We start from the raw sequence: 13783 nt of genomic DNA, 5'->3' as shown, positions 1-13783 counted from the left end.
AGGAAGAGGGTGAAGGGCGGTCCGGTTGGGACGTTCCGCGCGCGTTGGCTAGTCGGCAAAGCCCGGGCCGGGGTGGAATTCCTTTCCCCACACGCGCCGCGAGGCGCCGCTGAGGTCAAGCATCGGGGTGAGGCCGCCCTGGTTCACGGGGAAGTTGGCGCCGAGCAGCATGCACAGATCCACGTCCGCCGGTCCGGCCACCACGTTTTCGGCCAGCATCAGGCCCACCTCCTCCGCCAGTGCATCCAGGATCCGTGCCCTGATGGACTCCGCGCCGGGTGCCGGCGGTCCGGCGTCCGCATGCGGCAGCAGCGCGGCCGCCGCGGGAAGCACGGTGCCCGCTTTATCGAGATAGCCGCGCAGGCGCGCCGCCGCAACGGCGGCCAGGCTGGTGCTGACGTAGAAACGGTCCGGATAGGCGGCGTGCATGGTCTCGCAGATATGCAGCTGGACGGCGGGTCCGATGAAACCCAGCAGGGTGAGCGGGGTCATCGGCAGTCCCAGCGGATCCAGGGCGTGGTCCGCCAGTTGCACCTCCGCCCCGTCATCAATGATCCGGAGAAGTTCGCAGAACAGTCGGCTCAGGATCCGGTTCACCACAAAGCCCGGCGTGTCCGTGACGAGCACCGCGGTCTTGCCCAGGAGCCGGGCGAGCGAACAGGCAGACGCGACGCTGACGTCGTCGTTGTTTTCGGTGCTGATGATTTCCACCAGCGGCAGCACCGCCACCGGATTGAAGAAGTGCAGTCCCACCAGGCGTTCCGGATGGGTCAGGCCGCGGCCGATGGCTGCCACGGAAAGGGACGAGGTGTTCGTCAGCAGCAGCGCGTCTGCGCGCAGCAGGGGCTCGATCTCGGCGAAGACCGCGCGTTTGACGCTCAGCTCCTCGAACACGGCCTCGATGACCACGTCGCAGTTCCGGAATTCGCGCTTGTCGACCGTTCCGCGGACAAGACTCCCGAGTTCCTGCGCTGCCGTTTGAGTGAGCTGCCCGCGCGCCACCAGCTTGTCCAGGTGTGCGGCGATCCCGCTCAGTGCCCCGTCCACTTTTTCCTGGGACAGATCGGTGATCAGCACCGGAACCCCCAGCTGCCTGGCGAAGAGCAGGGCGAGCTGACTGGCCATGAGCCCGGCCCCGATGACTCCGACGCTCTGGACAGGGAGCGGGACTGCGCCGGGCGCACCCTGCGGCCTGTGCCGTTCGCCGGCCAGGAGGGTCTCCGCGTACGCACTCGGCGACTTTCCGGCGCCCCGGGAGGCAGCTGCGCCGGCCTCCGCGAGCATGGCAGTTTCAACGACATTGTCAGGAACCATGTCACCGTTTTACCGTGAAACTGAGTCTCACGTCAATAGATACTGAGTTTCATGTCCGCGGCCGGGGGTCGAGCTGCCGCCGGAGGGGACCGTCCTCTTCATGACAACGCGCGGCCAGTCCGCCAGACCGTGCCCACGTTCGGACTGCATTACCTGCCGGATGCGTTCCGACCATTGAGATTCGGGCACCTCCTGGAAGCCGAGGCGCCGATAGTAGGGGGCATTCCAGGGAACTTCATCAAAGGTCGTCAGGGTCAGTCCCTGCAGTCCGCATGCTCCGGCCCAGCGCGCTGCTTCTTCGATGAGCGCCCGGCCAATGCCGCGGCGGGCGTAGCGGGGGTGGACGCTCACCTGCTCGATGTGCGCGAACCGATCGACGACGTCGAGCAGAATGTAGGCGATCGGATCGTCCTCGGAATCGGTGCCCACCCAGGCTCTGCCATCCTGCTGGTAGACGGCCAAGGCATCCAGGGCGGGCGGCAGATCGTCCGCGATCGCCGCCATGCCGACCAGTCGGAAGGCCTCGCCCGCGGCAGCCTCGATGCCGCGCATCTTCGACAGATCCTCTGCCCGGGCGCCCCTGATCATAGGGATCAGTCAACCAGACGCGGGGTCCGCCCGCCCGACGGTCGAGGGAACCGAGCGGCCCGCCGTGAACCTGTCTACACTGGCGCAATGAGGCCGAATTGGGGGATCTTTCGCTCTGCCGTCGTGCTGACGGTTCCCGGCCTGCAGCCCACGCCGACGAAAGGACCAACCATGACGTTCTTCCAGGACTTTCCGGTGCCGCCCACTCCCCCGCGAGGGCGGGCAGTGAGGTACGTGCCGCCGGTCTGGGCCGGCGCCCCGCCGTACGAGCTTCCGGTCGTCGTCCATATCGGTCAGTTCCTGCACCGGAGCCCGACTGTGGTGATGGCCGTCAAGAGCGCGGACGTCTTCTCGACGGGGTGTTCGTTCGATGTGTCCTGGGTCATCCGCCGGGGCGACCAGACCGATGAGGATTGGGCGGATCTCAACGAGATGTTTTTCCGGCCCGGACCCGGCGCCCGCAGGGGCGCAGGTGGAGCTTCGATGCTGCTGTTCGGTGCGGCTTTCCCGGACGGATCAAAGTCCAGCACCGGTGCGCACCCCCACGGATTCTTCGAAGGCACCGAGGAGCCTGATCCGCCGGTGCTCCTGATGAGAAACGGCGGCGGGAACGGCGGCGACGACGAACTCTCCGGCTCCGGCTCGCTCTGGCTCTGGCCGCTGCCTCCGGCGGGGACACTCCGGCTGGTCGCACAGTGGAAAGATTTCGGCCTGGAGGAGTGCTCCGTTTCCCTGGACGGCTCGCGCCTGCGTGACGCCGCCTCCGGCGTGCAGACATTCTGGCGGACGACGTCCCGCTACCTGTTCGCGAGGGCGGCCTCCTCGGTCGCGGCCAGCATGGCGGTGAAGGTCGCCGTCAGCATCTTGTCGATCAATGGGCCGGTGAATCGGCCGATAGGGCCGCCCCGGGGTACATATCGGTAGTCGAAGTTCGCCAACGTCCCGCCGCCGTCGGGCTTGAGCGTAAGCGTGGACTCGGCCTGCTTGAACGGCACCGACGCGAGATTGGGGAAGTCGGCGTACAGGGCCCATACGGAACCCGCGGAGGCAGACATGCGACGTTGCACCGTGATGTGACGTTCAGGCATAAGGACCACTCCTATGCTCAAACTATGCGGTGACCGGGCCCGCCGGGGCAGCGGTGCGGGCAGCATGTCCGCGGCGGCCGCTGGGCCACATTTGCACAGCCATCACGAAAGCCCACACGGCCAAGAGCACCAGAGCCACCAGCCGCGGCGCCGAGTCGAACAGGCCCACGTAGGAAACCATCAGGCCATGGATGATCCAGGCGACCCCCGAGGCGGCAGCCACCCATCCCGGCCAGCGGGAATATGCGGCGCCGAGGGCGATGGCCAGACCAAAGAAGATAAGCGTGAGCCCCAGCAGGATATTCGAATAGCTCTGCAACGCGTATTCAGTCCACCTCAATCCCATGGCGGCAGAAAACGCTGAAGACTCCTGGTCGGCGGGAGCATCCGCCCAGGCGTCAACCGCCCATTTGAGCGCAATACCGTCCACCGCCTGAAGCATGGTGATGGCCGCCGCAGTCAGCACCACCGCGGCAAGGCCGAAGCGTGCCAGCGCAGTCGTTCCTTCCCGCTTCGGCTTCATCGCAAAGTACAGCGCCACCAGCCCGCCGAAGAACACCAGGCTGGCGAGCCACTGCGTGAAGTGGATGCCGATCCACGCGTCGGTCTGCGCATACTCCCTGAAGACCGCCGTGTGATTCATGACGTCTTCCCTGGACGGGTGCACAGCCGTAGCCGCCACCAACATAATGACGCCGAGGGGAAGCGCAATCGCGCCGATCTTCCCCCAGTAAGCCCTTGGTTCCACACGCGTTTCCATCACATTCCCCTCTCCAGGCCGGCAGCATCCCAGCGTGGCGAGTGTCCCCGGGGACGCATCGCAGGCCTTCTTTGCTATATCTGGCTGGAGCGGGCGAGTGTTGGTCCGCCCCTACAACAACATTAAGAGCCTTGAGGCAAAAGGTATATGGCGGCCCGGTCAAGCTGGAACGGGCCGTCGTTACCCAATAAAGATCATCATGCTTATTATTGAGACTCCGGTTGCCGGTCCCGCATGCGCCGCTGGAACCGGCCCTATCCGAGGAGTGTCAATGTCGCTGAACAAGGGAACACCCGTGGAATGGAACACGCCCCAGGGCCCTACCCGCGGCAGGAGGAAGTAACACCGTGGCCGGGGAGCACCGCGAAGTCGTCATTATCGGCGGGGGTAACGCCGGTGTTTCCCTCGCGGCGCGTCTTCACCGCTACGGCGTGAAGGATGTGGCCGTGGTGGAGCCCGAGGACCACCACCTCTACCAGCCGCTGTTCTCCCACATCGCCGGCGGGAGGGCGAAGGCCTCAGAAGCCATCCGGCCCCAGCGCTCCGTCATGCCGCGCGGCGTGGAATGGATCCGGGACAGCGCGGTGGGGATCGACCCGGCGGCGAGCACGGTGTCGTTGGCCTCGGGCGGCCTGCTGGGGTTTGACCACCTGGTGGTCTGCCCCGGACTGCAGCTGGACTGGGACAAGATCCCGGGTCTGGTCGAGGCCGTCCATTCCCCGGCCGGCGCGTCCCACTATGAATTCAACCTGGCAGCCAAGGCCTGGACGCTGCTCAGCGGCCTCAAGACCGGGACCGCCGTTTTCACCATGCCTTCCGGTCCCATCAAATGCGGCGGCGCCGCGCAAAAACCGATGTACTTGGCCTGCGATTACTGGCGGGAGCAGGGAGTGCTCCAGGACATCCGCGTAGTCATGGTCCAGCCATACCCCACCGTGTTCGGTACCCCCGGAGTGGATGACGAGCTTAATCGCAAGATTGCCGAGTACGGGATTGAACTGCGTCTCAACAGCGAACTGGTTTCGGTGGACGCTGCGGCACGGAGCGCGCTGATCCGGGACACTGCCACCGGGTCCACCGAAGAGCTGCGCTACGACGTGCTCAATGCCGTCCCGCCCCAGTCAGCGCCGGACTGGCTCAAGGCCACGGAGCTGCCCGCCCCGGGTGACTCCGGCGGATTTGTGGAAGTGGATCCGCAGACGCTCCGGCACGTCCGTTTTCCGAACATCTGGTCTTTGGGGGATGCCGCGGCGACCACCAACTCCAAATCCGGCGGCGCGCTGCGAAAGCAGACGAAGGTCCTGGCCAAAAACCTGGCCGCAGCCAGAAACGGGAAACCCCTGACGGAAAAGTACGACGGATATTCCGTCTGCCCCTTCACGGTTTCCCGCTCCACGGTTGTCTTCGCCGAGTTCGATGACCAGTACCGGCCCATGCCCTCCGTCCCGAAGCTGCCGACATGGAAAGAGAGCCGCGCCTCGTGGGTCGTGGACCGCGACATCTTCCCTCAGGTCTACTGGAACCTGATCCTCAAGGGCCGCGCTTAGGACTGAACCACCCGGCGCTAACGCCCCGGGCTGATCGGCGGGGCTCGGGGGAGGTCTTGAGCTGTATGACCGGGACTCACCAGAATGGTTAAGGGTTCTTGTCACGGCTGAAGAGCAGGAATTCATGCATTCCGGGCAAACCGCCGCTACGGCAGTCCGGTTTTCGGCGCTTTTGAACAAATGCCGTTAGGAGCAACCATGGGCAACACCACTATTGAGCACCTTTGGAACAAGCTGGATCCAAAGACGCAGGAATGGCTGCGGGCAAATCCCGGGACCGTCATCCTTCCCCGGAGTGTGACCGCAACGCTTCTTCAAGCGAGCGATGACCCCGAGGCCCTGGAGGAGGGGATTGATCAGAACGGGCAACTCCCGCTCTCCGCACGAGATCAGGCATTCCTCAAATCGATGGCCCTCTCCCCGCCGCCGGTTGGGCACCCCGTGCCGCCGGGGTCGCCGTCGCCCTGAATAAAGGGGGAATCGCCAGCCTCGACCACGCGCCTCTTGGGGGCTGACGGCACGGTCAGCGCGGGTTTATCGTGGGGCATAGCGGCCGGCAGGCCGGCCGCCCTATGACCGCGACAGGAGCCTCATCATGTCCGACCACATTGCCGCCATGCTCGACGTCCACCCCCAGGCGGCCGAAATTTCAGAGAAGTCAAAGCTGGCCGAATGCATTGCCGCCTGCCATGAGTGCGCCCAAACATGTACATCCTGCGCGGACGCCTGCCTTGCTGAAGACATGGTCTCCGAGCTCGTCTCATGCCTCCGCTCGGATTTGGACTGCGCGGACGTCTGCTCTGCCACCGGCACCATCCTGATGCGGCAGACGGCATCCAACCCCGGTGTCCGCCGCGCGATGCTGGAGGCCTGCCGCGCCGCCTGCTCGGCCTGTGCCGAGGAATGCGAGAGGCACGCCGGCATGCACGAGCACTGCAGGATCTGTGCCGCGGCATGCCGCCGGTGCGAACAGGCCTGCGCTGCCCTTTTGGCTGCATCAGGCTGAGCAACTTGTCGAGCTTCACCGATTTGCGCGGATGTGGGGTCTCCTTCATTCGCAGCTCCAAGGACGGGAAGTGCTGCCATGACCTCACTCTGGCTGGACCGCGACCATGCAATTCCAGTTGACGATTTCGTTCCCGGATCCACCTACGAAACGGTCGTCGTCGGGGCCGGGATCACCGGCCTGGCTACCGCGCTGCTCCTCGCGCGGTCCGGCATGACGGTAGCAGTCCTGGAGGCCCGTTCGGTCGGGGCGGGAACCACCGGCAACACCACCGCGAAGCTGAGCCTGCTCCAGGGCACGGTGCTGTCCGCACTGCGCGGGCAGTACTCCCAGAAGATCGTCAACGCCTACGTCGAAGCCAACAGGGAAGGGCAGGCCTGGCTGCTCCGGCATCTCCAGGACAGGGCGGTGCCCTTCCAGCGCCGGGATGCTTACACCTTTGCGGTGTCCGACAGAGGTGCGGACCGCGTCCGATCGGAGCTTGCCGTGAGCCGGGCCGCCGGCCTGGCCGTCGAGGAGGTGGCCGATCCGGGTCTTCCGTTCGCTACCCGCGGCGCCATCCGCCTCCCGGACCAGGCCCAGTTCCACCCCATGGACATCCTTGAGAGCCTCGCCGCGGACTTCCGCGCCCATGGCGGAGTTCTTGTTGAAGGGGTGCGGGTCCGGGATGTCTCCAGCGGAAGCAGGGTCTCCATCACGACCGGCGCCGGGAACGTTTACGCACGGCGCGTCGTGCTGGCCACGGGCATCCCCATCCTGGACCGGGGGCTGTATTTCGCCAAGCTGAAAGCCTCCCAGTCCTACGCCGCGGCGTTTCGTGTGCCGGCCTCGACCCCGATCCCGTCCGGGATGTACCTCTCCGCTGAGACGCCGGGCCGCTCGCTCCGCACCTACCCAAGCGACGCCGGGGAGATGCTCATCGCGGGCGGCAACGGGCACCAGGTCGGGAGGGAGCCCTCCCCCAGGGCCCGTCTGGATGAACTCGTGGACTGGACGCGACGGCATTTCCCTGGCGCGGAACCGACCCATACGTGGTCGGGGGAGGACTACCAGGCCACCAACCTCATGCCCTTCTTCGGGAAATTGCCCCGCGGCGGCGGAAAAATTCTGTTCGCCACCGGCTACAACAAATGGGGCATGAGCAACAGCATCGCAGCCTCGCTTGCCGTTACCGCCGAGATTCTCGGCGGCAACCTCCCCTGGGCCGCCGCCATCCACCACAGGGTCACGTCACCCAAAGGGGCCGCCGCCGCCGTCGCGCTCAATGCTGACACCGTCATGACCATGGCCGGGGGGTGGGCGAAAGCCGAAGCGGCCCCGCCCGAGGCTGCAGCAGCCACGGTCCCCGCCGAGGGTGAAGGCATCATCGTCCGGCACGGCCGCAAACCCGTGGCCGTGTCCACCGTCGACGGCGTCACCTGCCGGGTATCGGCTGTCTGCACCCACCTGCGCGGAATCCTGAGCTGGAACGACGCCGAGAAAACCTGGGACTGCCCGCTGCACGGCTCCCGCTTCACTCCCGCCGGGGACGTCCTGCAAGGCCCCACCACCAAGACGCTGCCGGCCGCGGATTGACGCTACGATGGCCACCAGAAAGAGGAGGGAAAAATGAAAATTGCCCTGACGAGCCTGTTCGTGGACGACCAGCGAGCGGCCCTCGCCTTCTACACCGAGGTGCTCGGCTTCACGAAACACCATGACATACCCCTCGGTGACAACTTCTGGCTCACCGTTAAATCGCCGGAATCGCCGGACGGTCCCGAGCTGCTGCTGGAGCCGGCGGACCACCCTGCCGTGAAGCCGTATCGGGATGCTCTCGTCCGGGACGGTATCCCGCTCGCTCAATTTGCCGTCGACGACGTCGAATTCGAGCACGCCCGACTGACCGGCCAGGGTGTGGTGTTCACGCAGCCGCCGACCGACATCGGCACGGCAGTCGTGGCCGTCTTAGACGACACGTGCGGCAACCTCATTCAGCTCATCCAAATGAAACCGGACGAGAACTAGCCAGGGCAGCCGGACATGCGCGCGTGACATCGCCGCGCCGCCCCACCCACTCTTCGGACCGATTACCAGCAGTGGCCCGGCTCCAACCGTCTTCGATGCACTTCAGGGGCCTGCGTCGCCGTGGAGATCATCTTTGTGCTGGACCTTCTTCAGATGGTGCTCCAGCTTCTCCTCGGCGTCCCGTCTGCGCTGGCCCACTATGCGCAGTTGTTGCGTGGTCGGCGTACCGGCGTAGTCCTCCTGATGGCGCCCGTGCTCCCGCGGAGCCGCAGCCTTCTTCTCGCTCATACTGGAATCGTCTCACCGGAAGTCCGCATCGGAAAGATGGAATCCTGGGCGTTCACCCGGGGACTGTGGCACCTTAAGCATGCTGATTAGCTCTTGGGTACGGCCAATGACGCGCGCGGCCGCACATGCCGGGACCTTCGCGCCGGAACCTCGGGTTGAGTTGCGGACCGGGCGACTCCTCGCTGTTCAGGATTCGCTGTCCTTTTCCGGACCGGCGTCGCCCCGGTTCCACGTGCCGAAGGGCGCCGGGCGGGCGGGTCCGCCCGGTGACCGCACCCGACGCGCGGCGAACATGGCCCATGCCCCGATCAGCACACCGACGAGCACCATGAACATACCCGCGGTGAACCAGCCACCCTTCGCGAAAATCATCAACGCAATGCCCGCCAAGGACAAGCCTTTCGCCGCGACATCCAGATACAAAGGACCTCTCAGGGACTCCATGCGTCTAAGTTAGACCTCTGAAGACGCTTCGCAAGCGCCGGTCGGCCAGTGGGGTGGTGGGGCGCTGTCAGCAGGAGTGAATCTACTTTCGTAGACTCAATGGAGATCCGGTATGTCTCCATAGAGAGACAAGCCCGCCACAGGAAGAGCCATCGATGAAGATTATCGTCCTAGTAAAGGAGGTCCCCGACACTTACGGGGACCGAAAACTGAACCTTGAAACAGCTCTCGCCGATCGACAAGCCAGCGAGGCAGTCATTGATGAGATCGGTGAGCGGGCCTTGGAACTGGCACTGACGTATGCCGACGCGAACGAGGGCACTGAGGTCGCAGTCCTTTCCGTCGCTCCCGAGGGTGCCACGGCAACGATACGCAAGGGGCTTGCGATGGGCGCGGGAAGCGCCACTCACGTCTCTGACGAAGCGCTCCGGGGCGCGGATCTTGGACTTACCGCCGAAACCCTCGCCGCAGCCATCCGTCGCGTTGAGTTTGACCTTGTGATCGCCGGCAACGTCTCCACCGATGGCTCCGGCGGCATGATTCCCGCCATGCTCGCAGAATTGCTGGACGTGCCGCTGGCCACCGGCCTCAGCTCCGTGAAGATCAGCGACGGCGTCGTGTCCGGCTCCAGGCCAGTTGAATCCGGTGTGCAGAAGGTGTCAGCGAGCCTGCCCGCCGTGATCTCCATTACCGAAGCGCTTCCCGGGCCGCGCTTCCCGAACTTCAAGGGAATTATGGCGGCCAAGAAGAAGCCCCTGGAGATGCTTACCCTGGCAGACCTCGGGATCACGCCCGATGACCCCGAGGCGGCGCGTTCGATCATGCTGACCGTTGCAGAGAAGCCGCCGCGCGCGGCTGGCGTAAAGATCATAGATGAGGGCGATGCCGGCGAGAAGCTCGCTGCCTTCCTTATCGACAACCGACTGGCTTAAGGAATAACGACATGACTGAATTCCCTCGTGACGCGATCCTCGTCGTCGTCGAAAGCCAGGCTTCGGGTGAACTCGAGAAGGCTGCGGCCGGGCTCTTCGGCGCTGCCGCCGGCGTCGGAACGCCCATTGCATTGGTGCTTGCCGCATCCGGGGCCGGAAGCGCCGCCGCTGCGGAGGCCGCAGCCCTTGGTGCCGCGCATGTACTGATCGCGGAGACTCCGGATCCTTCCGAGCTCGGCGTGCCGGGCGTTGACGCGCTTGCCGCCGCCGTGGAGCAGGTGCAGCCGGACGCGATCCTGATCTCGCATTCGCTGAACGGGCGCGACCTTGCCGGCCGGTACGCTGCTCGTTCGCGTGCCGCGGTTTCCGTCGATGCGATCGGTGTGTCACGTGATGACGAGGGCGTCGTGGCCCACCACTCCGTCTACGGCGGTGCGTACGATGTGACGTCAACCTCCACGTTTGGTCCGCCGGTAATTACGGTTCGCCAGGGCTCCATCGAAGCGCGTGCTAACGCTCAGCCGGAAGCGTCGGAGACCTTGGCAGTGACGCCCTCCGGGAAGCCGGCCGCGCGGATCGACTCGTTCGATGAGGCCGTTGTGGCCACCTCTCGGCCGGAGCTGCGGGGTGCCGCGAAGGTGGTCGCGGGCGGTCGCGGCCTCGGGTCGGAGGAACAGTTTGCCCTCGTCGGACAGCTCGCCGATACGCTCGGGGCTGCCGTTGGCGCCTCGCGTGCCGCGGTGGATGCAGGCTACATCCCGCAGTCGCATCAGGTCGGCCAGACCGGGGTTTCCGTGTCATCGCAGCTGTATATCGCGCTGGGCATCTCCGGGGCGATCCAGCACCGGGCCGGCATGCAGACCGCGAAGACGATTGTCGCCATCAACAAGGATTCAGACGCGCCGATCTTCGAGATCGCCGACTTTGGTGTGGTCGGAGATGTCTTCAAGGTCGTGCCGCAGCTGATCAGCGCCCTTGAGGCTCGGAAGAATCAGTGATGGCATCTCTGTCTCGGTCGATCCGGCGTGGCCTGCCGCGCGTCGAAGGCGGGGATCCCTGGCCGCCAGCCGGCCAGGCGCCCGCAAGCGTGGTCGCGGCCGGAACCGCGGCCCTGTCGGCGCCTGATTCGGCTGTGAAACTGGTCGCCCCCGAACCGGCGGCCGCAACGCCCTCCGTCCCCGTTCCAGGTAGTACCGCCGCTTCCCAGGAAACGGCACCGGGTCCGACGGCGGTGTCCGCTCCGGTCCCTGCCGTGAACCCAGGTCCCGCAGAGGCGCGGCAGCTGCGCCGCGGCCTGCCTCGCGTGCCGGGCGGCGAGCCTTGGCCGCCGGCGGGCGAGATTTCGGTATCCGTGACGGCTCCGTCCGCGGCGCCCGCTGAAGGCGCCACAACGACGCCGGCCGCAGAGGCTGCTGCGCTGGCAGTGCCGGCAGCGACGTTGCCCGCAGCTGCTCCCCCGGCCGCACCCGCACCCGCCACACTGACCATGGGAACCACCTCGCTTCGCCGCGGGCTTCCCCGTGTCCCCAATGGTGAACCGTGGCCGCCGGCTGGACTTGCTCCCGCAGTCGCCGCCGCCCCGGCCGTACACCCTGCGCCCGAACACATCGCCCCGACCCCTGCCCCGGCAGCCGGCGTAACGGAGACCGCCAGTGTGGTGGAGACCGCTGCCGAGGAGCCGCCAGCGGCCCCGAGCCCGCCCGTGCTCCCAGCCGCCCCAGCAACTGCGGCGCAGTCCGTCGCCGCCGGGAAGCCCGTGCGGCCGAAGGCCGAAGCGAGGCTCTACGGTTCACGTACCCTGGGCCAGTGGATCAGGCGCGTTGTGCTCCTCGCGGTCGGCGCCGTGGCCGCAGCGGCGATTCTGGTGCTCGCCGCGCGCGGTGTGACGACGCTGCCGGGCGTGCCAGCGTTCCTCGAGAGATACCCCGGCGAATACCACCTGCCCGCAACCGCCGAACCGGGCTTCCCGTGGTGGGCGCAGTGGACACACTTCCTGAACCTGTTCCTGATGGTGCTCATCATTCGCTCCGGCTATCAGGTGCGCACTCAGCAGAAGCCGCCGGCGTTCTGGACGCCGAAGCGCGGCGGCAAGAAGATCAGCATCAACCTGTGGCTGCACCAGTCGCTCGATGTTTTATGGCTGGCCAACGGTCTCATCTTTGTCGTGCTGCTGTTTGCCTCCGGCCACTGGATGCGAATAGTCCCGACCAGCTGGGAGGTGTTCCCGAATGCGCTCTCCGCGCTGCTGCAGTACATGACTCTCGACTGGCCCGTTGAGAACGGCTGGGTGAACTACAACAGCCTGCAGCAGTTGATGTACTTCATCGTGGTGTTCATTGCGGCCCCGCTCGCGGCGCTCACGGGGGTGCGCATGAGCGAGTTCTGGCCGAAGAACGCGAAGACGCTGAGCAAGATCTACCCGGTGGAAGTTGCCCGCGCAGTCCACTTCCCGACGATGCTGTTTTTCGTGCTGTTCATTCTCATCCACGTATTCCTGGTCTTCTCGACCGGTGCGCTGCGCAACCTGAACCACATGTTCGGCGGCACCGATGTGGTGAACTGGGTCGGGTTCTGGCTTTTCGCGGCCGCAATCGCCGTCACGGTGGCCGGGTGGTACGCCGCCCGCCCGATTCTGCTCGCACCGATCGCGAAGCTGTTCGGTCAGGTGAGCAGCCGCTAGGGCTTCGCAGGTTCTCCGGGCATACCTGTTGGCAGGGCGGGTGACCAGGCCGGGTCGTAGTCCACATGCTCCTGATGGGAGCCCGCGAGAATGGTGAGCATTGACCTGCGGGCGATGGCAATTGTCCCTTCGGCCTGGCTGAGATCGCTGATCCCTTCGGCGCCGGCCGCTTCCTTCCAGCTGGCAATGATCGCCCGCTTCTGGGCGCACTCCTCCAGCATTAGCTGACCAAGGGAGACCTTGTTGTCGCGTCCAGGAACGTCGCCGGTCCCCAGCGCGAAGGTTCCCTCCCGAATGGCTGATTCCTGTTCCGCGATGCGCGCTTCGAGGAACTCCACAAGAGAGGTCCAGTCGGCTTCGATGGGGCTGGTCATTCTGCCGTCTCTGCCGTTTGCCCGTGGGTTGTTTCGCGTGTCGAATCCTGCTCCCCGCTGGAAGCCGCCTGGATGAACAGTGCGCGTGATGCCAATTCAATCCCCAAGGCAGTCGCGGCAATGTCCTCGAGGGCGTCCTGAATCCACAACACGGCAGTCTCGTTGGCTGGTTCCGCGGCTGGTTCGGAGGGCAGGGGCGCCAGTGTCAACGAATACCGGGCCACCTTCTCTTTCAGCGTTGCAGCGAGGCCTTCGATCTCTGCCAATAGCTGATCCCGCCAAATCCCGGAATCCTGCTCACCACTGGGACCCTTGGTGGACGACGGCAACTGGTCCAGCCCCGGCTCCTGCCGCTTCCACAGGAAGTCGGCAAGTTCGGCCGCCAGCTCCTGCTGTCGGGCCTGGGCCGGCGGCGCTGGTGCTTGATCGCCATCTTCTGTCTGCCCGACCTGCTGTTCGGTCGTTTTGCCGGGTCCGGGGCGCGGACCGTTGGTGATGTCCCCGGAACGGTGGAACGGGTGCACGGACGCCGGTCTAAGGTTGGGATTGCCTCGCATCGGTGGGATCCTCCTGGATAGTTCGCCGAATGATGGCGCTACCGGGGTCCAGGGCAACAGAGTCATTTTATCTGATCCCGAAGCAAGACGGTAGGGCACCGGGGGCAGGTCGGTGCCGCTACGCCAGCCACGGCCGAAATGGGGAACCGATGCCGCCAGCGGGCTCGATGGTAAGCAGGCATAGACTGAAGCAATCAC

16 protein-coding genes are annotated in these 13783 nt (G+C 65.6%); 9 read left to right on the top strand and 7 right to left on the bottom strand.

Annotated elements, in window-relative coordinates:
- Positions 1 to 48: 48 nt before the first annotated feature.
- Together AC06G6_RS00530 and AC06G6_RS00525 are read right to left on the bottom strand one after the other, a co-directional pair.
- Entirely contained in the window at positions 49 to 1314 is a 1266-nt protein-coding gene (locus AC06G6_RS00530) for a 3-hydroxyacyl-CoA dehydrogenase family protein (RefSeq protein ID WP_479825336.1), read from the bottom strand.
- Positions 1315 to 1341: 27 nt separating this feature from the next.
- Entirely contained in the window at positions 1342 to 1866 is a 525-nt protein-coding gene (locus tag AC06G6_RS00525; protein WP_479825334.1) for a GNAT family N-acetyltransferase, read from the bottom strand.
- A 207-nt stretch (positions 1867 to 2073) separates the two neighbouring features.
- On the opposite strand from AC06G6_RS00525, the gene AC06G6_RS00520 reads away from it, so the two are divergent.
- The gene (locus tag AC06G6_RS00520) at positions 2074 to 2826 is read left to right on the top strand and encodes a hypothetical protein (RefSeq protein ID WP_479825332.1); all 753 of its coding nucleotides are present in this window, start codon (positions 2074 to 2076) and stop codon (positions 2824 to 2826) included.
- 186 nt (positions 2827 to 3012) lie between these two features.
- Here AC06G6_RS00520 and AC06G6_RS00515 read toward each other — a convergent pair whose 3' ends face one another.
- Entirely contained in the window at positions 3013 to 3750 is a 738-nt protein-coding gene (locus AC06G6_RS00515; RefSeq protein WP_479825330.1) for a hypothetical protein, read from the bottom strand.
- A 347-nt stretch (positions 3751 to 4097) separates the two neighbouring features.
- Between AC06G6_RS00515 and AC06G6_RS00510 the strand changes: the two genes are divergently transcribed.
- The 5 genes from AC06G6_RS00510 (at position 4098) to AC06G6_RS00490 (ending at position 8310) form a co-directional block, all read left to right on the top strand.
- Positions 4098 to 5297, top strand: a complete 1200-nt coding sequence (locus tag AC06G6_RS00510) for an NAD(P)/FAD-dependent oxidoreductase (protein ID WP_479825328.1) — start codon at positions 4098 to 4100, stop codon at positions 5295 to 5297.
- A gap of 198 nt (positions 5298 to 5495) precedes the next feature.
- Positions 5496 to 5765 carry a hypothetical protein gene (locus tag AC06G6_RS00505; RefSeq protein WP_479825326.1) on the top strand — a complete coding sequence of 90 codons (270 nt, stop codon included), beginning with the start codon at positions 5496 to 5498 and terminating at the stop codon, positions 5763 to 5765.
- A 127-nt stretch (positions 5766 to 5892) separates the two neighbouring features.
- Entirely contained in the window at positions 5893 to 6303 is a 411-nt protein-coding gene (locus tag AC06G6_RS00500) for a four-helix bundle copper-binding protein (RefSeq protein WP_479825324.1), read from the top strand.
- A 78-nt stretch (positions 6304 to 6381) separates the two neighbouring features.
- The gene (locus tag AC06G6_RS00495; RefSeq protein ID WP_479825322.1) at positions 6382 to 7878 is read left to right on the top strand and encodes an FAD-dependent oxidoreductase; all 1497 of its coding nucleotides are present in this window, start codon (positions 6382 to 6384) and stop codon (positions 7876 to 7878) included.
- Positions 7879 to 7911: 33 nt separating this feature from the next.
- Positions 7912 to 8310 (top strand): VOC family protein, encoded by a 399-nt coding sequence (locus AC06G6_RS00490; RefSeq protein WP_479825320.1) that lies wholly within the window; start codon positions 7912 to 7914, stop codon positions 8308 to 8310.
- A gap of 102 nt (positions 8311 to 8412) precedes the next feature.
- Here AC06G6_RS00490 and AC06G6_RS00485 read toward each other — a convergent pair whose 3' ends face one another.
- Both AC06G6_RS00485 and AC06G6_RS00480 read right to left on the bottom strand, forming a co-directional pair.
- Complete coding sequence (locus AC06G6_RS00485) at positions 8413 to 8598, bottom strand: hypothetical protein (protein WP_307457457.1); 186 nt, start codon at positions 8596 to 8598, stop codon at positions 8413 to 8415.
- 186 nt (positions 8599 to 8784) lie between these two features.
- Positions 8785 to 9042 carry a hypothetical protein gene (locus tag AC06G6_RS00480; protein ID WP_479825318.1) on the bottom strand — a complete coding sequence of 86 codons (258 nt, stop codon included), beginning with the start codon at positions 9040 to 9042 and terminating at the stop codon, positions 8785 to 8787.
- Between the two features lie 155 nt (positions 9043 to 9197).
- Between AC06G6_RS00480 and AC06G6_RS00475 the strand changes: the two genes are divergently transcribed.
- The 3 genes from AC06G6_RS00475 (at position 9198) to AC06G6_RS00465 (ending at position 12654) form a co-directional block, all read left to right on the top strand.
- Positions 9198 to 9974: an electron transfer flavoprotein subunit beta/FixA family protein gene (locus AC06G6_RS00475; protein ID WP_479825316.1), complete on the top strand. Its 777-nt coding sequence runs from the start codon at positions 9198 to 9200 to the stop codon at positions 9972 to 9974.
- Positions 9975 to 9985: 11 nt separating this feature from the next.
- Entirely contained in the window at positions 9986 to 10972 is a 987-nt protein-coding gene (locus AC06G6_RS00470; RefSeq protein ID WP_479825314.1) for an electron transfer flavoprotein subunit alpha/FixB family protein, read from the top strand.
- A 656-nt stretch (positions 10973 to 11628) separates the two neighbouring features.
- Positions 11629 to 12654 (top strand): cytochrome b/b6 domain-containing protein, encoded by a 1026-nt coding sequence (locus tag AC06G6_RS00465; RefSeq protein ID WP_479825312.1) that lies wholly within the window; start codon positions 11629 to 11631, stop codon positions 12652 to 12654.
- On the opposite strand, the gene AC06G6_RS00460 is transcribed toward AC06G6_RS00465, so the two are convergent.
- Both AC06G6_RS00460 and AC06G6_RS00455 read right to left on the bottom strand, forming a co-directional pair.
- Complete coding sequence (locus AC06G6_RS00460) at positions 12651 to 13028, bottom strand: DUF6221 family protein (RefSeq protein ID WP_479825310.1); 378 nt, start codon at positions 13026 to 13028, stop codon at positions 12651 to 12653. The two genes, AC06G6_RS00465 and AC06G6_RS00460, sit on opposite strands and share 4 nt — an antisense overlap.
- Positions 13025 to 13552, bottom strand: a complete 528-nt coding sequence (locus AC06G6_RS00455; protein ID WP_479825308.1) for a hypothetical protein — start codon at positions 13550 to 13552, stop codon at positions 13025 to 13027. Before AC06G6_RS00455 ends, AC06G6_RS00460 begins: the two co-directional genes overlap by 4 nt.
- Between the last annotated feature and the right edge of the window lie 231 nt (positions 13553 to 13783).

This window comes from Arthrobacter sp. CJL-S3, assembly GCF_056711635.1.
Note: the sequence above shows the minus strand (reverse complement) of the source record. Positions and strands in the feature narration are given on the sequence as shown.